This is a genomic window from Stenotrophomonas sp. 2201_Sma (genome assembly GCF_056486685.1).
This window is the reverse complement of record NZ_CM151329.1, coordinates 1,771,394-1,791,463: the sequence shown is the minus strand read 5'-3', so window position 1 is coordinate 1,791,463 and position 20,070 is coordinate 1,771,394. Positions and strand designations below refer to the sequence as shown.

18 protein-coding genes are annotated in these 20,070 nt (G+C 67.3%); 5 read left to right on the top strand and 13 right to left on the bottom strand.

Going from position 1 to position 20,070, the window contains the following annotated elements; translation table 11 throughout:
- Positions 1–112 precede the first annotated feature (112 nt).
- Positions 113–838 (top strand): SDR family oxidoreductase, encoded by a 726-nt coding sequence (locus ACZLIF_RS08505; RefSeq protein WP_053517327.1) that lies wholly within the window; start codon positions 113–115, stop codon positions 836–838.
- 112 nt (positions 839–950) lie between these two features.
- Here the strand turns inward: ACZLIF_RS08505 and ACZLIF_RS08500 are convergent, their stop codons facing one another.
- From ACZLIF_RS08500 to ACZLIF_RS08475, 6 genes are all read right to left on the bottom strand, one after another.
- Complete coding sequence (locus ACZLIF_RS08500; protein ID WP_053517326.1) at positions 951–1,646, bottom strand: YiaD family glycine zipper/OmpA-like lipoprotein; 696 nt, start codon at positions 1,644–1,646, stop codon at positions 951–953.
- 141 nt (positions 1,647–1,787) lie between these two features.
- On the bottom strand, positions 1,788–3,203 hold the full coding sequence (locus tag ACZLIF_RS08495) for a cryptochrome/photolyase family protein (RefSeq protein WP_128990669.1): 1,416 nt from the start codon (positions 3,201–3,203) through the stop codon (positions 1,788–1,790).
- Between the two features lie 85 nt (positions 3,204–3,288).
- Positions 3,289–3,909, bottom strand: a complete 621-nt coding sequence (locus ACZLIF_RS08490; protein WP_065174967.1) for an inorganic diphosphatase — start codon at positions 3,907–3,909, stop codon at positions 3,289–3,291.
- A 10-nt stretch (positions 3,910–3,919) separates the two neighbouring features.
- A complete protein-coding gene (locus tag ACZLIF_RS08485) occupies positions 3,920–5,284 on the bottom strand; it encodes a purple acid phosphatase family protein (RefSeq protein ID WP_128990671.1) in 1,365 nt (454 codons plus the stop codon).
- Positions 5,281–6,393, bottom strand: coding sequence for an NHL repeat-containing protein (locus ACZLIF_RS08480; protein ID WP_128990673.1), 1,113 nt, complete (start codon positions 6,391–6,393; stop codon positions 5,281–5,283). The genes ACZLIF_RS08485 and ACZLIF_RS08480 overlap by 4 nt, the downstream gene beginning before the upstream one ends.
- Positions 6,393–8,906 carry a TonB-dependent receptor gene (locus ACZLIF_RS08475; RefSeq protein ID WP_478462624.1) on the bottom strand — a complete coding sequence of 838 codons (2,514 nt, stop codon included), beginning with the start codon at positions 8,904–8,906 and terminating at the stop codon, positions 6,393–6,395. Before ACZLIF_RS08475 ends, ACZLIF_RS08480 begins: the two co-directional genes overlap by 1 nt.
- A gap of 211 nt (positions 8,907–9,117) precedes the next feature.
- Between ACZLIF_RS08475 and upp the strand changes: the two genes are divergently transcribed.
- Entirely contained in the window at positions 9,118–9,750 is a 633-nt protein-coding gene (gene upp, locus ACZLIF_RS08470) for a uracil phosphoribosyltransferase (protein WP_053517320.1), read from the top strand.
- 52 nt (positions 9,751–9,802) lie between these two features.
- On the opposite strand, the gene ACZLIF_RS08465 is transcribed toward upp, so the two are convergent.
- The 6 genes from ACZLIF_RS08465 to rsmD form a co-directional block, all read right to left on the bottom strand.
- A complete protein-coding gene (locus ACZLIF_RS08465; protein WP_074901296.1) occupies positions 9,803–10,690 on the bottom strand; it encodes an MBL fold metallo-hydrolase in 888 nt (295 codons plus the stop codon).
- A gap of 120 nt (positions 10,691–10,810) precedes the next feature.
- The gene (gene ggt / locus ACZLIF_RS08460; RefSeq protein ID WP_128990677.1) at positions 10,811–12,541 is read right to left on the bottom strand and encodes a gamma-glutamyltransferase; all 1,731 of its coding nucleotides are present in this window, start codon (positions 12,539–12,541) and stop codon (positions 10,811–10,813) included.
- On the bottom strand, positions 12,538–12,819 hold the full coding sequence (locus ACZLIF_RS08455) for a YfhL family 4Fe-4S dicluster ferredoxin (protein WP_053517316.1): 282 nt from the start codon (positions 12,817–12,819) through the stop codon (positions 12,538–12,540). The genes ggt and ACZLIF_RS08455 overlap by 4 nt, the downstream gene beginning before the upstream one ends.
- A gap of 132 nt (positions 12,820–12,951) precedes the next feature.
- On the bottom strand, positions 12,952–13,443 hold the full coding sequence (locus tag ACZLIF_RS08450) for a hypothetical protein (protein WP_053517314.1): 492 nt from the start codon (positions 13,441–13,443) through the stop codon (positions 12,952–12,954).
- Between the two features lie 58 nt (positions 13,444–13,501).
- On the bottom strand, positions 13,502–14,011 hold the full coding sequence (coaD, locus tag ACZLIF_RS08445) for a pantetheine-phosphate adenylyltransferase (RefSeq protein ID WP_053517312.1): 510 nt from the start codon (positions 14,009–14,011) through the stop codon (positions 13,502–13,504).
- Positions 14,012–14,037: 26 nt separating this feature from the next.
- Positions 14,038–14,616 carry a 16S rRNA (guanine(966)-N(2))-methyltransferase RsmD gene (gene rsmD / locus ACZLIF_RS08440; protein WP_065181287.1) on the bottom strand — a complete coding sequence of 193 codons (579 nt, stop codon included), beginning with the start codon at positions 14,614–14,616 and terminating at the stop codon, positions 14,038–14,040.
- 651 nt (positions 14,617–15,267) lie between these two features.
- Between rsmD and htpG the strand changes: the two genes are divergently transcribed.
- Positions 15,268–17,160, top strand: a complete 1,893-nt coding sequence (htpG, locus tag ACZLIF_RS08435; RefSeq protein WP_128989070.1) for a molecular chaperone HtpG — start codon at positions 15,268–15,270, stop codon at positions 17,158–17,160.
- A 70-nt stretch (positions 17,161–17,230) separates the two neighbouring features.
- Here the strand turns inward: htpG and ACZLIF_RS08430 are convergent, their stop codons facing one another.
- Positions 17,231–17,530 carry a hypothetical protein gene (locus ACZLIF_RS08430; protein WP_128989068.1) on the bottom strand — a complete coding sequence of 100 codons (300 nt, stop codon included), beginning with the start codon at positions 17,528–17,530 and terminating at the stop codon, positions 17,231–17,233.
- Between the two features lie 129 nt (positions 17,531–17,659).
- On the opposite strand from ACZLIF_RS08430, the gene ftsY reads away from it, so the two are divergent.
- A complete protein-coding gene (gene ftsY, locus ACZLIF_RS08425; protein ID WP_065181286.1) occupies positions 17,660–18,961 on the top strand; it encodes a signal recognition particle-docking protein FtsY in 1,302 nt (433 codons plus the stop codon).
- Positions 18,954–20,066 carry an A/G-specific adenine glycosylase gene (gene mutY, locus ACZLIF_RS08420; RefSeq protein ID WP_241685969.1) on the top strand — a complete coding sequence of 371 codons (1,113 nt, stop codon included), beginning with the start codon at positions 18,954–18,956 and terminating at the stop codon, positions 20,064–20,066. The genes ftsY and mutY overlap by 8 nt, the downstream gene beginning before the upstream one ends.
- Positions 20,067–20,070 lie beyond the last annotated feature (4 nt).

Here is a 20,070-nt window from a genome sequence, read left to right as displayed (position 1 = left end):
ATCTGTACAAGGTAGTCAGCAGTCGCCATCTTATCGCGACGAGGCAGGCCGTCTACCGTGACTGCACCGGGCACGACCCGGCATTTCCCCCTAGCCCTTCCGGAGACCTGCCATGAGCCATTCCCGAACCATCCTGATCACCGGTGCCTCCAGCGGCATCGGCGCCGGCATCGCCCGCTCGCTGGCGCAGCCCGGCGCGCGCCTGGTGCTGGGCGCGCGCCGCCTCGAACGGTTGCAGGCACTGGCGGATGAACTGCGCCAGCACGGCGCCGACGTACGCGTGCATGCGCTGGACGTGACGCAGCGCGCGCAGGTCGAGGCGTTCGCCGCGTCAGCCCTGGAGGAATTCGGCGCCCTCGATGTGATCGTCAACAATGCCGGTGTGATGCCCCTGTCGCCGATGGCATCGCTGAAGGTGGACGAATGGGACCGGATGATCGACGTCAACATCCGCGGTGTACTGCACGGGATCGCAGCCGTGTTGCCCCATATGCGCGCACGCGGCCGCGGACAGATCATCAACATCGCGTCCATCGGCGCGCTGTCGGTCGTACCGACCGCTGCGGTCTACTGCGCCACCAAGCACGCGGTACGCGCCATCTCGGAGGGCCTGCGCCAGGAACACCGCGAGCTGCGGGTCACCTGCATCCACCCCGGCGTGGTGGAAAGCGAGCTTGCGGACAGCATCACCGACCCGGTCGCCGCCGAAATGATGGTCGGCTATCGCGCCATCGCCCTGCAGCCGGATGCGATCGGGCGCGCGGTGCGGTTCGCCATCGAGCAGCCCGACGACGTGGACGTGAACGAGATCGTGGTGCGGCCGACGGCCGCAGCATGACCCGGCCGCCGTTCCTGCGCTAGGCGCCGCGCATCGCCGCCAACGAAAATGCCGCCTGCAAGGGCGGCATTCCCGTTCCGGCTGCGCCGGACCTGCACGCACGCGCCGCGCGTTACTGCTGCAGCGGAATCACGCGGATTTCAACACGGCGGTTCTTGGCACGGCCGGCATCGGTGCTGTTGTCGGCAATCGGGTACGCCTTGCCGGCGCCCAGCGTTTCGATACGCACGCTCTGCACGCCCTGCCCGATCAGGTACTGGGCGACCGAATCGGCGCGCTCCTTGGACAGGCGGTTGTTGACCGCATCGCTGCCGATGCTGTCGGTATGGCCGACCACTTCGATCATGGTCTGGTTGTAATCACGCAGGGTACCGGCCACGCCGTTGAGCGCGCCGTAGAACTGCGGCTTCAGTGCCGACTTGCCGAAATCGAAGGTGATGCCGTCGGGCAGGTTCAGCATGATGTTGTCGCCCTGGCGCTGCACATCGATGCCGGTGTTGGCAGTGCGCTCGCGCAGCGCGCGTTCCTGGCGATCCTGGTACTGGCCCACGGCCGCGCCACTGAGCGCGCCGATGCCTGCACCGATCAGCGCGTGCTGGCGGCGCTCGGTCGCACTGTCGCCGCTGAGCAGGCCGGCGGCCACGCCAATGGCGGTACCGATCAGCGCGTTGCGACCGGTCCGGTTCTGCTGCTCGGTCGGGTTGCCGTACTGATCGCTCTGCACGTAGGAACCGCCGGTGGCGCAGGCCGACAGGACGGCCGCGCTCATCAGGGCCAGTGCGACATTGCGGGTGGTGTTGCGGATCATGATGGTCTCCTTGGTTTCCGGTCGGGCCGGCGGCTTGCGGGCCGCCCAGAGAATAAACAGCAGGACGCGATGCCGGGATGATGAACACGCCGCTCGACAGGGCCTTGTTCAGCTAGCTGTCTGGAACCCCGCGACGGCGCTTTACCCCGCTCCCGATTGGCGGTAGGCGGCGAGCGCTGCATCCCGGCCGGCGGCCAGATCCACCAGAGGGCTGCGCGGATACTCCGGCGCGTGCTCGGCCAGCCACTGCGGATGCTGCCACGGCGCGAAGCGCGCCTTCACCGGCAGCGCCGCCAGTTCCGGTACCCAGCGGGTGATGTAGCGCGCCTGAGGATCGAACTTTTCGGCCTGGGTGACCGGATTGAACACGCGGAAGTAAGGCGCTGCATCCGCACCGGTACCGGCCACCCACTGCCAGCCCATCGTGTTGTTGGCCAGGTCGGCATCGACCAGTGTGTCCCAGAACCAGCGTGCGCCATGCAGCCAGTGCGCGCGCAGGTGCTTGCACAGGTAGCTGGCGACGATCATCCGCACCCGGTTGTGCATGTAGCCGGTATGCCACAGCTCGCGCAGGCCGGCATCCACGATCGGTACGCCGGTGTTGCCGCGCTGCCAGTCATGCAGCTGGCCGGCGCTGGGCGTGGCCCACGGAAAGCGGTCGAAGCGCGGGTTGAGGTTGCCGGTGGGGGTTTCCGGAAAGTGATGCAGCAGGTGGTAGGCGAAGTCACGCCAGCCCAGTTGCCGCAGGTAGCCGTCGATGTCGGCGTCGGTACCGGCGCTGCGCAGCCCTTCCAGCGCATGGGCGATGCGCCAGGGCGCGATCTCGCCGAAGTGCAGGTGCGGTGACAGCCGCGAGGTGCCGACCCGGTCCGGCAGGTCGCGCTGCGCGCGATAGCCTCGCAGCGCGCCGTCCTCGAACACCGAAAGCGCCTCCAGCGCGCCGGCCTCTCCCGGCTGCCAGTGCTCCCAGAAGCCCTCGTCCCAGCCGAGCGCCGGTGCCAGCCCGAGCGCCTGCAGCGACTCGCCTTCGACGGCATGCGTTGCCAGTGCCGCGGGCGCCGCCTGCAGCCCGGGCAGGCGCCAGTGACTGAGCACGTTGCGCCAGTAGGGGGTGAACACCTTGTACGGCTGCCCCTGCTGGGTGGCGATATCCCACGGCTCGAACAGCAGACTGCCGTTGCAGCTCTGCGCATCGATGCCCTGCTCGCGTAGCGTGCGCTTGATGGAGGCATCACGTGGCTGGGTGGCGGGCTCGTACTTGCGGTTCCAGTACACCGCCGTGGCACCGGTCCGTGCGATCAGTGCCTGCAGCACCGGCAGGCTGTCGCCGATCTGCAGCACCAGGGAAGAACCGCGGCCACGCAGATCCGCATCCAGCGCGGCAAGCGAGCGATGACGCCAGGCGTTGGATGCCGCTCCCGGCGCCCACTCGCCTTCTTCGTGCGGCGCGTGGATGTACACCGGGACCACATCGTGCCCCGCATCCAGTGCGGCCTGCAGGGCCGGATTGTCCTGCAGCCGCAGGTCGCGACGGAACCAGACCAACGCTACCGACACGTGCACCGCCTTTGCTGTGGAAGGCGGCCATGATAGCCAGCACAGGTGAAGACCGCGCAGGGGTGCAACGCCGTCCGCAGCCGGACTACTTCCCGGCGTCGAAACGCTGCATGGCTTCGCGGATCAGCGTACGTGCCTCGGCCGCGTTGCCCCAGCCCTGCAGCTGCACCGGGTTGCGTCCGGCTGGCAGATCCTTGTACACGCGGAAGAACGCCTCGATGCGCTGCCGCTCGATCTCCGGCAGATCGGCCAGATCGCGGACGCCTGCATAGCTCGGATCAACCTTGTCGGTCGGCACGCCGATGACCTTCTCGTCATGTTCTCCGCCATCGATCATCTTCAGATAGCCGATCGGGCGGAAGCGGATGATCACGCCAGGATGCAGGGGCTCACGGGTCAGCACCAGCGCGTCCAGCGGATCGTTGTCGCCCGCCAGCGTGCGCGGCATCGAACCATAGTTGGCCGGATAGGCCACCGGCATCGACTGGAAGCGGTCGACGTGGACCAGCCCGTCGTCCTTGATCTCATACTTGGTGAAGCTGCCAGCGGGAATTTCCACGGCCAGGTTCACCTCCTGCGGTGCCTGCTGCGGCTGGGCCGCCAGGAACGGATGCAGCACCGCATCAGCGGCGGCCACCGCACCGGCCAGCAACAGCAGGGCGGCACCGATAGCAGCAAGAGGAACGATGCGTCGGGGCATGGTCATCGGCGTCTCCTTATTCCCAGCAACGGTCGGCGCGACCCTTGGCAGTCTGCGCGCGCGGGCAGTCGCGTGGCGTGATGCGGCCTTCGGTCAGCTCCGTGCGCTGCTTGCCCCCGCTGGCGTCACGGTGCAGCTCGAAAGCATCGTACAGCTGCCCGGTCACCGTGCGCGCCTCATAGCGCAGGTGCTGCGGATCGATGCGCAGCACCTGGAACAGCTGGGTGTCCTCGGCCACAGGGGCCATCGTCCTTCGGGCTTCATCGGAAAGACGGTACTGCTTCGGTCCCGCCACGGTCACCACGTACTGCGGTGTGGCGGCCTGTCCTTCGCCACGGCGGCCATAAGTGTGGTCGTGCCCCTGCAGCACCAGATCCACCTGGTGACGACGCGCCACCGGCAGCAGCACGTCACGCAATGCGGCGTTCTCGCGGCCTTCGCGCGGCGAGTAGAAGGGCTGGTGCAGCATTACGATGGTCCACGGCTGCGGATTGCCGGACAGCACCTTGTCCAGCCAGTGTGCCTGGGCCTGGGCGGTGCCGAGATCGAGTGCCGAGGTTCCATCAAGCACGGCCACGCGCACGCCCTGCGCATCGAACCAGTAGCTGGTCTGCTGCGCGGCAGGGGCGCCATTGCCCGGCAGTGCGAAGGTCACCGGCCAGTGCCGGCCCAGCACACGGCGTTCCTGCGGAGTGTCCTCGAACTCCTCGAAATACTCGTGATTGCCGATGGCAGGCGCCACCAGTGTTTCCTGCGCCAGCCAGGCGGTGGCAGCGAACCATTCGCCCCATTCACTGTCGTCCACACCGTCGCCGCCGCTGACCAGGTCACCCGCGAACAGGCTCAGGCGAGCGTCCGGTGCCGCCTTCTGCGCGGCCCGGATCACTCGGCTGACGTGACTGAGATTCTTGTTCTGGGTATCGCCGAAGTACAGCAGCGTCAGCGGCTGCCCGGCGGCCGCCAGCGTACGCAGCTGGTTCCATGCACTCCAGCCCGCCCTGCCCTGCACACGGTAGATATATGCGGTATCCGGCTGCAGGCCATCGATGTCAACGCGGTGATGGTGCGACAGGCCGTTCTCGGTCTGCAGCGCCTGCGTGGTCGCGCGCAGCGCGCGAATGCCTTCGATGGCCGGCGAATCGCCGGCACGCGCGATCTCCAGCAGTGGCGCCTGTACGCTGCCATCCGTGCGCCAGGCCACGGCGAATCCGTGGCTGGGGTCGGCCGAGGGCGAGGCAACGATGCGATCCGGCAGTGGCGATGCCGCATAGTGGCGGCTACCCGCAGGCACCTGCGTGTTGGGTTCGACCGCCGCGGTGACCAGCAGAGGCAGGGCCAGCAGCAGGCTGGCGACGAACGCGCGCGTGCTGTGCCGCCTCATGCGCCACACTCCAGCGGCAGCGCCAGCTGCCTGGCAATGCTTTCCCAGTCAAAGGCGACCACGCCCTGATCGTCATGCACCGCATACAGCGCACCGTGCGGGAACCGCGTGCTGGGCTGCTGCATCAACCAGATGCCATCGGTGTTGGCCACGGTATTGCCCTGGAAGGCACCGACCGGCTTCAGCGTGTGCCGATCGAACAGATGGAACACGCTGCGCTGCTTGCCCTGCTCGGTGGTGATCCACCAGCCGTCCTTGCCGCAGGTCCGCAGGGTCACCCCTTCGGCCTGCGCCTTGAACACGTCACGGCCGAAGGTGGTGCCGGTGAAGCGGCCTGCCAGCGTATAGACCTTGAACTCGCTGGCGTAGCTCTCATCCTCTTCGGCAATCAGCAGACGGTCGTTGTCCGGATCGCCCCAGATCGATTCGACCACGCGCAGCGCACCGGCCTCACTGGTGTCGCCGATGTCGGCGATGCGCTTCGCGTCGATCTTCGCCCCGTCGCGGGAAACGTGGTACTGGCGCACGCGCTTGTCCAGTTCCGCCAGCGGCGGCAGGATGTCGCGGCCCTGTGCGTCCTCGCCGTTGTCCCAAGAGTCCGTGACGTAGACGCTGTAGCCGTCCGCCCTGCGATCGACCCACAGCCCGTAGGGTTTGCGCAGATCTTCGGCAGCGAACGTCGCCAGCGGTGTGAAGTCCGGCAGGGACAGGACCTGGACCCGGTGATTGTCGCGTTCCACGATCCACAGCAGGTCGTCGGTCACGGCGATGCCATTGGGGCGATCAAACTGTCCCAGGCCGGTACCGGTGGCACCGACGTCGCGCAGGTGACGGCCGGTGCTGCCGTCGTACACCACCAGTTTGTCGGTGGCCTTGGCGGTGGCGATCAGCCAGATCTGCCCGTCCGGCGTCCGCCAGGTTGCGGGCGAATCGATGTTGTCGGCGGGCGTGAGTGGCGAGACGAACGCCTCGGCAACGGTGGCCACCGTGCGCGCCGGAGGCGTCGGCGACGCCGCATGTGCCGCCGGCGCGCGGTCGGCCGCTGGCGTGCAGCCCGCCACCAATGCGGTTGCAATCGCTGCCACGAGCATCGGAACGTGCCGCCCCATCACAGCGTCACCTTCAGGCCCAGCGCGTAGGTGCGGCCATATTCTTCCATCTGCAGCGTGCGCGAGCGCGTGCCCTGGTACAGCTCCAACGGCTTGTCCAGCAGGTTCTGCGCCTCGAAGTACAGGCTGACGCGCGGGCTGAACCGATAATCCAGCGAGAAGTCGAGCTGCGTGTTGGGTGCCACGTAGATGTCGAATGCACGGCCCTTGCCGATGCTGTCCAGATATTCGCTGCGGTATACCGCAGCCAGGCGGGTGCTCAGGCCATATTTCTCGTAGCCGACATGCGCGCTGTACACATGCTTGGAGGCACGCGGCAGCGTGAAGTCCTCGCCGGCACGGTCCGCGATGCCGGCATCGAATTCGGTATCCAGCCAGGTGCCGCTGGCCCCGACCAGAAGACCGTCGAAGCCTGCCGGCAGGAAGGCCAGCTGCTGCTGCCAGTTGAACTCGGCGCCGCGTACCGTGGCCTTGCGGCCATTGATCGGCTGGGTCACGTCGAAGCCGTCGTAGTCCGGATCATTGGTACGCACGGTTTCCACGATATAGCCGTCGATGGACTTGTGGAACAGGCCAAGCGAAACGATGCCGGTGCTGCCGATGTACTTTTCCACCGACAGGTCGATGTTCTTCGACTCGTACGGATCCAGCTCGGGATTGCCCAGCCGCACTTCCTCGTCGCCGCGGCTGTAGCCCACACGGGGCGAAACGTCGCCGAAGGACGGGCGCGAGACGGTCTTGTTGGCCGAAGCGCGCAGCACCCAGTCATCGGCTGCGTCGTAGCGCAGATGCAGGCCCGGCAGCACATTGGTGTAGCTGTTGTTGGCCACGCGCGGGGTGACGGTGAAGCTGCGCCCGTTGGCCGCCACCTCGACCTGGTTGCCCACCGCCCTGAAACGGGTGTTCTCCACGCGTGCGCCGCCGATGATGCGCAGCGCGCCGATATCCCAGGTCCCCATCGCATAGCTGGCGAAGATGTCTTCGCTGGCCACATAGTCCTCTTCCAGCGATGCCAGGGCATTGGCGCCGGCATCCTGCGGCCGGGCGCTGTACTGGCTGCCATTGGCCGCCCAGTACGCCCGCATCGCCGCCGAATCCATGCCATCGCCCAGGTTGCCATGGCGATGCTCGGGGGCCGACGTGGTCCAGCTCGACAGTGCCACCTTCGGGCCCACCCGCAGCTCACGCTCGTCGGTATTGACATCGCGGTCGCGCCAGCGGCCCAGCAGGCCGAACTTCAGGCTGCTGCTGTCGCCGTCGAAGCGTACGTTGACCTGCGCGCTGTGCTCCTTGTCGTTGACCTGCTTGGGCGAAAGCACGAAGCGGTCGAAGGCGTAGTTGCCGTTGTCCAGCCACTGCGGGTTGTCGAAACTGTAGGTCGGCAGCCGGCTGCGCTGGTCCAGGGTGCCGTTGAAGTCATCACCGTCCAGCGTGAAGCGCGCCTCCATCTCGTCGTTCACCCGCTCCTCGGTGCGGGTGTAGCCGATACGGTAATCGACCACCGCGCTGGTCAGCCGGTTCTCGCCACCGAGGCTGGCTGCGAAGGTGTTCTCCTTCTTGGTGCGGTAACGCATGCGCTTGTCGATCGCATCGCCCGGCATGTCATCCAGCCGGTACTGGTCGGTGCCGGTGCGCACCATGTCGGCATCGTCGAAATTGAAGATCACCCGCTGGCGGGTCTCGGCATCGTCGAACTGGCTGTACAACGTGCGCAGGTAGTACTTGCTGTCTTCATTCGGGCGCCAGTCCAGGTTGAGGTTGGCGCCGATGCGCTTGCGCTCGATCTCGTACTTGCGGTGCTGCAGGTTGATCGCGGTGACATCCCCCGGTGCAGCATCATCCTCGCCGTCGTACTCCACTTCGGTGTTGTCCGATTCAAACCTGCGCTTCTGGTAGTTCACGCCCAGCGCGATGCCGAACGTATCGGCGAACACTTCGCTGTAGTTGAAGGCGGCCTTCGGGCTGGTTTCGCCCGAGAGCTGCTGGTGGCTGCCTTCGATCTTGGCACGCAGGCTGCGCCCGTCGCGATCGAACGCCGAGGCCGATTCGACCAGGACCGCACCGCCGATCGCATCGCCGGGCATGTCCGGCGTCGGCGACTTGACCACGCGCAGGCGTTCGGTGGAGTCGGAGGGAATGACATCCAGCGGTGCAGCGCGGCTGGAGTCCTCCGGCGTACCCACGGCGATTCCATCGACGCTGACGCTGTTGAGGTTGGCGTCCAGGCCCCGGATGACCACGAAACGGCCTTCGCCCTGGTCGCGGGTGACGCTGATGCCGGGCAGGCGCTGCAGCGATTCGGCCACGTTCTTGTCTGGATACTGGCCAAGGGCGTCGGAAGACACGGCATCTTCGATCGCGTCGCTGCTGCGCTTCAGATCGACCGCGCGGATCTGCGATTCGAGCTGCGCACGCACCTCGACGCGGTCCAGGTCGATCGCATCGACCGCCGCTGCCCCCGTGGCGGCGACCGTCTGCTGCGCGGCGGCCTGCAGCGGAGCGCTGGCCCCCATCGCCAGGGTCAGCGTGATGGCAACGGCCAACGGAGTCTTGATATGCACTGGGAATCCCCATTCCTGTTAAGAATGGGTCTGGACGGTATGTCCGCAAGGTTGCATGGCCATGACAGACGCCCTCGATCCGCGCCCGCTGGCTGCGCTCCGTTTGGGGTTCCGCACCCCGATCCGGCAGAATGATCGCCTCTCCCTTCCCCCCTTCCCGACCATGAAGATCGTCGAAGTGCGCCACCCGCTGGTGCAACACAAGATCGGCCTGATGCGCAACGCTGCGCTCAGCACCAAGGATTTCCGCGAACTGGCCAACGAGCTGGGCACGCTGCTGGCCTATGAGGCCACCGCTGACCTGGACACCGAGCCGCACACCCTGCCCGGCTGGGCCGGTCCGGTGACCGTGCAGCGCATCGCTGGCGCCAAGATCACCGTGGTGCCGATCCTGCGCGCCGGCCTGGGCATGCTCAGCGGCGTACTGTCGCTGATCCCTGCCGCCCGCGTGAGCGTGGTCGGCCTGCAGCGCGATGAGGAAACCCTGCAGCCGGTGCCCTATTTCGAGCGCCTCACCGGACGCCTGGAAGAGCGCGATGCGCTGATCCTGGACCCGATGCTGGCTACAGGCGGCACTCTGATCGCCACCATCGACATGCTCAAGCGGGCCGGTGCGCGACGCATCAAGGGCATTTTCCTGGTCGCCGCTCCGGAGGGCATCGACGCGGTCAAGGCGGCGCATCCGGATGTGGAGATCTACACGGCGGCAATCGACGCCCAGCTCAACGAAAAGGGCTACATCCTGCCGGGCCTCGGCGACGCGGGCGACCGCATCTTCGGCACCCGCGTCGGCTGACCGGTGCGACGGGGTCAGATCCCTTTCGCAGAAAGGGCTCCGACCCCGGCACTTACCCCAGCGCGCGCGCCTTCAGTTCACCCTGCTCGTGCAGGGTCACGAAACGCCCCTTGTCGTCGCGACCCAGCTGGGCCAGTGCGACCTGCGGGTCGTGGGTGAAGAACAGATGCACGTTGCGCGCCAGCTTGTCCTCCAGGAACTGCCGCTTCTCGTCGATCAGCAGTTCCGCATTGCGGTCATATCCCATGGTGATCGGCACATGCACCCACGAGCGCCCCGGAATCAGGTCAGCGCAGAACACCACGCCGCCGCGCGCGACCTCGCCTGCATGCCCATGGCCGACGATCTCGGCCAGCATCAGCCCCGGCGTATGACCATCGCTGTAGCTGAAACGCACGCTGCGCCCCAGCGCCCGGGAGAACTCGCCGTCGACCACTTCCAGGCGCCCACTGGCCTGCAGCAGCCCGGGCAGCTCCGGGATGAAACTGGCGCGGTCGCGCGGGTGCGGCTGAAGTGCGCGCTGCCAGTGCTGTGCACCGACCACATAGGTGGCATTGGGAAACAGCAGTTCGGGCTCGCGCCCCTCGCTCCATGCTGCCAGCAGGCCGCCGGCGTGGTCGAAGTGCAGGTGGCTGAGGACCACCACGTCGATGTCCTCGTGTTCGAAGCCCGCCTCACGCAGCGAATCGATCAGCACGTGCTGGCTTTCCTGCACGCCATAGCGCTCGCGCATGCGCGGATCGAAGAACGCGCCGATGCCGGTTTCAAACAGGACCGTCTTGCCTTCCAGCGGGCTGGCCAACAGCGCGCGGCATGCCAGCTCGATACGGTTCAGCTCATCCGGTGCCGCCCATTTTTCCCACAACGCACGGGGTGCGTTGCCGAACATCGCACCGCCGTCGAGGCGCTGCGAGTTACCACGAATCGACCAGAGTTTCATGCGCCGATTATCGTCGGCAGGCCGTTAAATAATCGCTAGAACGAAACTGCAGCGCCCTGCCGTTGCGGGCAGGGCGCTGCGGCTCACCGTCGGCCGGATGGGACCCGGCGAGCCCGGCCGTTACCTGCCGGGCACCACCTGGGCGCTGCCGACCGGGTTGCGCGGATCGCTGCCGCCGAACAACCGGTTGCTCCTGCGATCCCATTCCACCGTCTGCAGATTGCCCCAGACGTGGCTGGAGCCGCGGCCACCGGCGGCGACATTCCCCGGCAGATCGATCTTGTGGCCCATCGCCTGCAGCTGCTTCACGGTGGCCGCGTCGAACGCGTTGTCTTCGGCCTCGATCAGGTCCGGCAGCCACTGGTGGTGGTAGCGTGGCAGCGCGGCGACCTGCTGCGCGTCCAGGCCGGCGTCGTAACCGAGGATGCCCAGCAGCACCATGGTGATGATGCGGCTGCCGCCGGGGGTGCCCAGCACCACGACCTTGTCGGCGTTCTCCATGAAGGTCGGCGTCATCGAGCTGAGCATGCGCTTGCCCGGCTTCGGTGCGTTGGCCTCGTAGCCCATCACGCCGAACGCATTGGGCGTGCCCGGCTTCAGCGCGAAATCGTCCATCTCGTTGTTCAGCAACACACCGGTGCCCTTGGGTATCAGGCCCGAGCCATACAGCAGGTTGACGGTCTGGGTGGCGCCGACGCGGTTGCCATCACGGTCGATGATCGAGAAATGGGTGGTCTCGTCGTCCTCCAGCGGCGTCGGATTGCCCGACAGCAGGTCGCTGGGCGTGGCCTTCTCCGGATGGATGGTGGCACGCAGGCCCTGCGCGTAATCCTTGCTGGTCAGCACTTTCTGCGGGATCTGCACGAAGTCCGGATCGCCCAGGAAGAACGTGCGGTCGCGGTAGGCGCGCCGCATCGATTCGACTACCAGATGGGCGCGGTGCGCCGGATCCATCTGCTTGATGTCCCAGCCTTCGAGGATCTGCAGCATGCTGGCCAGGGCGATGCCACCGGACGACGGCGGCGGCGCCGTGGTGACCTTCCAGCCGTTGTAGTCGAAGACGATCGGCTCGCGCTGCTTCACCCGGTAGCCGGCCAGCTCCTCGGCGGTCCAGCGGCCACCGGCCTGCTTCACCCCGGCCAGCAGCAGCTTGCCGGTCTGGCCCTTGTAGAAGCCATCGAAGCCACCCGCCGCCAGCCGCTCCAGCGTCTGCGCCAGTTCCGGCTGCCGGAACACATCACCGGTGGCGATCGGCCTGCCGTTGCGCAGGTACACCTCGCGGGTCCCGGGGTAACGCTCCATCACCTCGCGGCGCGAGGCATAGCCCTTGGCCATCCGCTCGTACACCGGGAAGCCGTCGCGGGCGATGCGGATGGCCGGTTGCAGCGAAACCGCCAGGGGCAGCCTGCCGTGCCGGGCCGAAAGCTCCACCAGCGCCGCAGGCAGGCCAGGGATACCCGCCGACCAGGCGCCGTTGACCGAACGGTCGCGGTCCAGGTTGCCCTTCCCGTCGAGGAAGGCCTGCGGCGTGGCAGCAGCCGGCGCGGTCTCGCGCGCATCCAGCATCACGTCCTTGCCGGTGGCCGCGTCATGCAGCAGGAAGAAGCCGCCACCGCCCAGGCCGGAACTGATCGGCTCGACCACCGCCAGCGTCGAGGACACCGCCACCGCGGCGTCGAACGCGTTGCCTCCCTGCGCAAGGATGTCCACGCCGGCCTGGGTGGCCAGCGCGTGGCCGCTGGCAATGGCAGCGCCATCGGGACGTTCGGCACGGGCCGGCGCATCGGCCCAGGCAAGCGGGCTCAGCAACAGGCCGAGCAGCAACACGGGACGGACGAGCAGCGTCTTCATTCGGATGGGGGCTCCGCGTAGAGTTCGGGATGATCGTGCTGCAGCCGGCGCAGTTTGGCCAGCAGCTGGTCTTCCGTTTCCACGATCTCCGGGTCCGGATCGATGCATTCGACCGGGCAGACGACCACGCACTGTGGCTCGTCGAAATGGCCCACGCACTCGGTACAACGGGCGGGGTCGATCACGTAGATGGTTTCACCCATCGCAATGGCCTGGTTCGGGCAGGCCGGCTCGCAGACGTCGCAGTTGACGCAGAGCTCATTGATTTTCAGCGACATGGCGATACTCCTCGCCCGCGCCTTGGGACAAAGGACCGGCCAGCGCGGGCGCGCGGGCCGGTCAGGTCATCGGTGGCGCCCGCTACAGGCGCCACCCGGGCCACGTTGCAACGTGGCCGCCACGGCTCGGTCTTACTTGGCTTCGACGAAAATGTACTCGGCACCGGTCGGCTGCACGGCCGCCTGCACGCGGGCGTTGTCGGCCGACTGGCCGATGAAGACGACGCGCACGCCCTTCATCGAATCCGGCGACACGTCCTTGAACACGGCCTGGATCATGTCCGCCATCTTGCCCGAGGCCGACGAACCGAAGGCCAGCATGTTGCCCGGCTGCACGCCACGGGCCACGGCCTGGGTCGCGCTCTCGGTCTGGCGCTCGTACTTGGCCTGGAAGTCCGGGTCCGATTCCGGCGAGAGGTAGTACAGGAACGGGCTGTTGGAGATATTGCCCATGTTCTGGATGGCGACTTCCTGCAGGTACTTCTTCCAGCCTGCGTCGTCGTCCTTGGACGGGGCGACCAGCGCCTGCTTGGCTTCGTCGACCGGAGCGGCCTCTTCCTTCTTGCAGGCGGTGAAGGCCAGGGCCAACGAGGCGATCAGCATCGCGCGCATGGTGGTGTTCATGGTTTCCTCCCGGAATGGTGCGTGGTGTTGTACGTAAGGGGTGCGGGTACGGCGGGGCTTATGACTGGGTCGATTTCGCCTCGCGGACCCTGCGCAGGGCTTCAAGCACCGCGGCCGGCACGAAGCCGGACACGTCGCCGCCCAGGCGCGCGATCTCGCGGACCAGCGAAGACGAAATGAAGCTGTGCTGCTCGGCCGGCGTCAGGAACAGGGTCTCGACTTCCGGGATCAGGTGGCGGTTCATGCTCGCCATCTGGAACTCGTATTCAAAGTCCGACACCGCGCGCAGGCCGCGCAGCAGGACCCCGCCCTGGACGGAGCGTACGAAATGGGCCAGCAGGGTATCGAACCCGCAGACCTCGACGTTGCCATGGTGGCCCAGGGCATCCCGGGCCAGCTGCACGCGCAGTTCCAGCGGCAGGGTCGGCCCCTTGGACGGGCTCTGCGCCACGCCGACCACGACCTTTTCAAACAGCGGTGCGGCCCGGTTCACCAGGTCGATATGACCGTTGGTGATCGGATCGAACGTGCCGGGGTAGACGGCAATGCGGCGGTTGGCCACGGTCATGGGCGGTTGCAGATGTTCAGATGAAGTCAAAGTGTAGCAGCGGCGCGGCGGTACAGGGCAAAGCGCACCTCACGGGTGCCGCCCTCGCGGTGCAGCAGCCAGTCCGGCGGCAGCACCGGGACGTGACCGGCCGGCGACTCCAGGTAGAGCCAGGCGTCGGCTGCCAGATGCCGCGGCAGCTGGGCCAGCACGTCCTGCCAGAGGCCATCGGCGAACGGCGGGTCGATGAACACCAGATCCGCCTGCTGCGCGGGAGCGCCCTGCAACCAGCGCAGGGCATCGGCCTGGACCACGGTGATCTGCGCGCTGGCCTGCAGCTTGGCGACGGCGGCCGACAGATTGCGGCCGAGCTGGGCATCGCGCTCGACCAGGGTGGCGTGAGCGGCACCGCGCGAGACGGCTTCCAGGCCCAGCGCGCCGCTGCCGGCAAACAGGTCCAGCACGCGGGCCCCGGCCAGTCGGGGCATCAGCCAGTTGAACAGGGTCTCGCGCACACGGTCACTGCTGGGCCGCAGGCCCGGCAGGGTCGGCACCGGCAGGCGGGTATTGCGCCAGCGCCCGCCGATGATGCGGACCTGGCCGTCATTGCCTCCACGGCCGCTCATCGGGGCCACCGGCGAAGGGTGTTCGAGAATTTCAGCATGAGCGGGATTGTAGTTCGGCCGGGCGGCGCCCGGCACCCGCAGAAGCCAGAGCAACGGCTGGAGCAACGGCTGGAGCAACGGCAAAGGCTGGTTTCCTGGGGGTTGGCGGGGTGGGTCAGGTTGTGGGGGACGCCGTGAACCCATCCCTGGGGGCTTGGCCGCGGCATCCATGCCGCGGACACCCCCACAACCTGATCCACCCCGCCTTCGACCGTTTCCTGCGATCTGTCGGAACGGCTCTTGGGGTCAGATCCGTTTTCCTGTGGAAAACGGATCTGACCCTGGCTTGGATCTCGAGATCTGAGAGATTTCATCCACGCACGGCGTGGATCTACTGGCCACCGGCCAACTGTCGAAGGCGGGGCACTGTGGGTTCGCGGGGTGTGAGCCGCATGGATGCGGCGACCAAGCCTCCATGGACGGATTCACGGCGCCCCCGCGAACCCACAGTGCCCCGCCATCCCACGGAGTGCCCGCTCTTGCTTTGGCTCTGGCCTCTGCGGGTGCAGGGCGCCGCCCTGCCCGACCAACCCCCTTGATTTCGGGACAATCACCCCTACCCCTTGGCGAGGCCGCACGCGCTGGCGCGGCATTGCACACGGAGCCCTATCGATGACCGAGACGACCCAGACCGAAACCCTTGGCTTCCAGACCGAAGTCAAGCAGCTGCTGCAGTTGATGATCCACTCGCTGTACTCCAACAAGGAGATCTTCCTGCGCGAGCTGGTGTCCAATGCCGCCGACGCGGCCGACAAGCTGCGCTTCGAGGCGCTGACCCAGCCGTCCCTGCTGGAAGACGACAGCGACCTGCGCGTGCGCGTCAGTTTCGACCCGGCCGCCCACACCATCACCATCGAGGACAACGGCATCGGCATGAGCCGCGCCGAGGCCATCGCCCACCTCGGCACCATTGCCAAGTCCGGCACCGGCGACTTCCTGCGCCAGCTGTCCGGCGACCAGAAGAAGGACTCGCAGCTGATCGGCCAGTTCGGTGTCGGCTTCTACAGCGCGTTCATCGTCGCCGACAAAGTCGAAGTCACCTCGCGGCGGGCCGGCCTGGCCAGCAGCGAAGGCGTGCGCTGGACCTCGCGCGGCGAAGGCGACTTCGATGTCGCGACCCTCGACAAGCCCGAGCGCGGCACCCGCATCGTGCTGCACCTGAAGGACGGCGAACACGACTTTGCCGATGGCTGGCGCCTGCGCAGCATCCTCAAGAAGTACTCCGACCACATCGGCCTGCCGATCCAGATGCCGAAGGAAGGGGGTGAAGAGGGCGCGGCGGTCGAATGGGAAACCGTCAACCGTGCCAGCGCGCTGTGGACCCGTCCGCGCACCGAGATCAGCGACGCCGAGTACAGCGAGTTCTACAAGCACGTGGCACACGACCACAGCGATCCGCTGGCGTGGAGCCACAACAAGGTCGAAGGCAAGCTGGAGTACACCTCGCTGCTGTACGTGCCGGGCCGTGCACCGTTCGATCTGTATCACCGCGATGCGCCCAAGGGCCTGAAGCTGTATGTCCAGCGCGTGTTCGTGATGGACCAGGCCGAGCAGTTCCTGCCGCTGTACCTGCGCTTCATCAAGGGCGTGGTCGATTCCAACGACCTGTCGCTGAACGTCTCGCGCGAGATCCTGCAGTCCGGCCCGGTCATCGATTCGATGAAGGCCGCGCTGACCAAGCGCTCGCTGGACATGCTGGAGAAGCTGGCAACCGACAAGCCCGAGCAGTACGCCACGTTCTGGAAGGAATTCGGCCAGGTGCTGAAGGAAGGACCGGCCGAGGACTACAACAACCGCGAGAAGGTGGCCGGCCTGCTGCGCTTCGCCTCCACCCGTGGCGAGGGCGATGCCCAGACCGTCTCGCTGGCCGACTACATCGGTCGCATGGCCGAAGGCCAGGACAAGATCTACTACCTGACCGGCGAGAGCTACAGCCAGGTCCGCAACAGCCCGCACCTGGAAGTGTTCCGCAAGAAGGGCGTGGAAGTGCTGCTGCTGACCGACCGCATCGACGAATGGCTGATGGGTTACCTGACCGACTTCGACGGCAAGGGCTTTGTCGACATCGCCCGTGGCGACCTCGACCTCGGCGCGCTGGAGACCGAGTCGGACAAGCAGGAACAGGAAGCGGCGGCCAAGGACAAGCAGGCCCTGATCGAGCGGCTGAAGGCGGTGCTTGGCGACGACGTGGCCGAAGTCCGCGTGTCGCACCGGCTGACCGATTCGCCAGCGGTGCTGGCCATCGGCGAACAGGATCTGGGGCTGCAGATGCGCCAGATCCTGGAAGCCAGCGGCCAGAAGGTGCCTGACAGCAAGCCGGTGCTGGAGATCAATCCAGGGCACCCGTTGATCACCAAGCTCGATGGCGAGGCCGATGGTGATCGTTTCGATGATCTCGGCCGCGTGCTGTTCGACCAGGCCGCGCTCGCGGCCGGCGACAGCCTGAAGGACCCGGGCGCCTACGTTGCGCGCCTGAACAAGCTGCTGCTGGAACTGTCGGCCTGACACGCTGGGTGGTCGCCGGGCATGGCCCGGCGCTGCCAGGCGCTGGCTGTCATCTGCCAGGCCGGGCTGCTCAGGCCCGGCGATCCAGCAGCGACCCCAGCATCTGGTCCTGGCGGCGGACCAGCGAAGCGTTGGCGGCGAAGGCCACCACCTCCGCGTTTGCCGCCAGCAGATCAGCCAGCGGCGCGGCGGGATCGGCGCCGGCAGCGGTCACCCGGGTCTGCACCCCACCCTGCTCCACCGCCGCGCGCTGCAACTGCAGGCGCGGTGCATCGGCTGTCGCCAGGTTGGCCACGTTGTGCGCGGCCACCTGCACGCCTTGCCCTGCTGCCCGCATGCCGCTCCAGGCCGTTGCCATCACGTTGTCCATGGCGGTCTCCAGGCCACTCGGTGCAGCCCTCCGAAGCCATTAGCGGCTGCCCGGCCGCGACCTTGAGTCCACATCGGGCAGACGGGCCCGGGTGGTAGCATATCCCTCTGATTTCAGCGCCTTTTGCCAATGCTCAGTTTTTTCCGCCGCAAGAAGCCCCAGGACGCCGCCACACCGGACGCGCCCAAGACCCAGCACTACTCGGCTGAAGAGCTGGCGGCGGCATTCCCGTCGGCCGCGCCCGTCGAGGACACCACGGTTGTAGCCGACGCCCCGCCAGCCGTGGCTCCGGCTGAGGCGGTGCCCGTCCCGGCGCCGCCCGCCGCTGCCCCGGCGTCCCCGCCGGCGCCGGCAGCGACCGAACGCGTCCTGGCACCGGAAGACTTCGAGGCCGAGGCACGTGCCGCCGCAGCCGTGCTCGCCCCGCTGGCTCCGGTGATCCCCGCACAGCAGCCCTCCGCACCGGCCGCCGACCTGCCGGTGCTGGTGGATGCCGCCCCGGCCCCCGCCGGCAAGTCCGGCTGGCGCGAACGCCTGCGCAACAGCGTCATCGCGCGCAGCTTTGGCGGCCTGTTCTCGCGCAATCCCAAGCTCGACGATGACCTGCTGGACGAACTGGAAACCGCGCTGATCACCGCCGATGTCGGCGTCGGTGCGACCACCGAGCTGGTCGAAGGCCTGCGCAGACGCATGAAGGCACGTGAGTTCGCCGATGCCAACGCACTGCTGGGCGCACTGCGTGCCGACCTGATCGCGATCCTGCAGCCGGTCGCCAGGCCACTGGTGATCGATCGCAACGCCAGGCCCTTCGTGGTGCTGACCGTTGGCGTCAACGGTGTCGGCAAGACCACCACCATCGGCAAGCTGGCCAAGCGCTTCAAGGACGACGGGCACAGCCTGATGCTGGCCGCCGGCGATACCTTCCGTGCCGCTGCCGTGGCCCAGCTGCAGGCCTGGGGCGAGCGCAACGGCGTGGCCGTAGTGGCCCAGGGCCAGAACGCCGACGCCGCCTCGGTGGCCTACGACGCGCTGCAGGCCGGCAAGGCGCGCGGCACGTCGGTGCTGATTGCCGATACCGCCGGCCGCCTGCATACCCAGTCCGGCCTGATGAACGAGCTGGGCAAGATCCGTCGTGTGCTCGGCAAGATCGATCCCGCTGCGCCGCACGAGGTGCTGATGGTGATCGACGGCACCACCGGCCAGAACGCGCTGTCGCAGCTGCGCCAGTTCAACGCCGCGGTGAACGTGACCGGCCTGGTGGTGACCAAGCTGGACGGCACCGCAAAGGGCGGCGTGGTGTTCGCACTGGCCCGCGAGTTCGGCATTCCGATCCGTTTCGCCGGCATCGGTGAACGCCCTGAAGATCTGCGTGAATTCGATCCGGAAGCCTTCGTCGACGCGCTGCTGCCCGAAGCGCTTGGCAGTGCCTGAGGCCACCGTCGTGCCTGCGGGCGACCCGTTCGTCGCCCGCCTGCTGCACTGGTTCGACGACCACGGCCGCCACGACCTGCCCTGGCAGCATCCGCGCAGCCCCTATCGGGTCTGGTTGTCGGAGATCATGCTGCAGCAGACCCAGGTGGCCACGGTCGTCCCCTACTTCCAGCGGTTCCTGCAGCATTTCCCGACCCTGCCCGCGCTGGCCGCGGCCAGCAACGATGCAGTGATGGCGCAGTGGGCCGGGCTGGGCTACTACGCCCGTGCGCGCAACCTGCATGCGGCGGCCCAGCGCTGCGTGGAACTGCATGACGGCCAACTGCCGCGTGATTTCGACGCGCTGCATGCGCTGCCCGGCATCGGCCGCAGCACCGCAGGCGCGATCCTCAGCCAGGCCTGGAACGACCGGTTCCCGATCCTCGACGGCAACGTCAAGCGCGTGCTCAGCCGGTATCACGGCATCGAAGGCTTCCCCGGCCTGCCGGCCATCGAAAAGCAGTTGTGGGCCATCTCCGAAGCGCATGCGGCCCAGGTGCCGGACGGCCGGATGGCCGACTACACGCAGGCGCAGATGGACCTCGGTGCCACCGTGTGCAGCCGCGCCAGGCCCGCCTGCGTGATCTGCCCGCAGCAGCAGGACTGCGTGGCGCGCCGCGAAGGCCGGACCGCCGAGCTGCCCACGCCGAAGCCCGGCAAGACCCTGCCCGAACGCGAGGCCGTGGCCCTGCTGCTGCGCGATGCCCAGCAGCGCGTGCTGCTGCAGAAGCGACCGGCGACCGGCATCTGGGCGCAACTGTGGACCCTGCCGCAGGCCGACGCCGGTGAAGCGCTGCAGGACTGGTTCGATGCACACGTGGATGGCTCGCTGGAAGATGCCGACGAGCTGCCGGTGCTGCAGCACACCTTCAGCCACTACAGGCTGCACCTGCAGATCCTGTCGCGACAGGTACGCGGCCTGCGCGTGGAAGAATCCTCGCTGCGCTGGGTCACCGCCGACGAACTGCCGGCGCTGGGCTTGCCGGCTCCCATCCGCAAGCTGCTCGATGGCACCGCGATCAAGCCGCCACGACGCACATCCAAGAAATCCCGCAACCACGAGTGAGTGC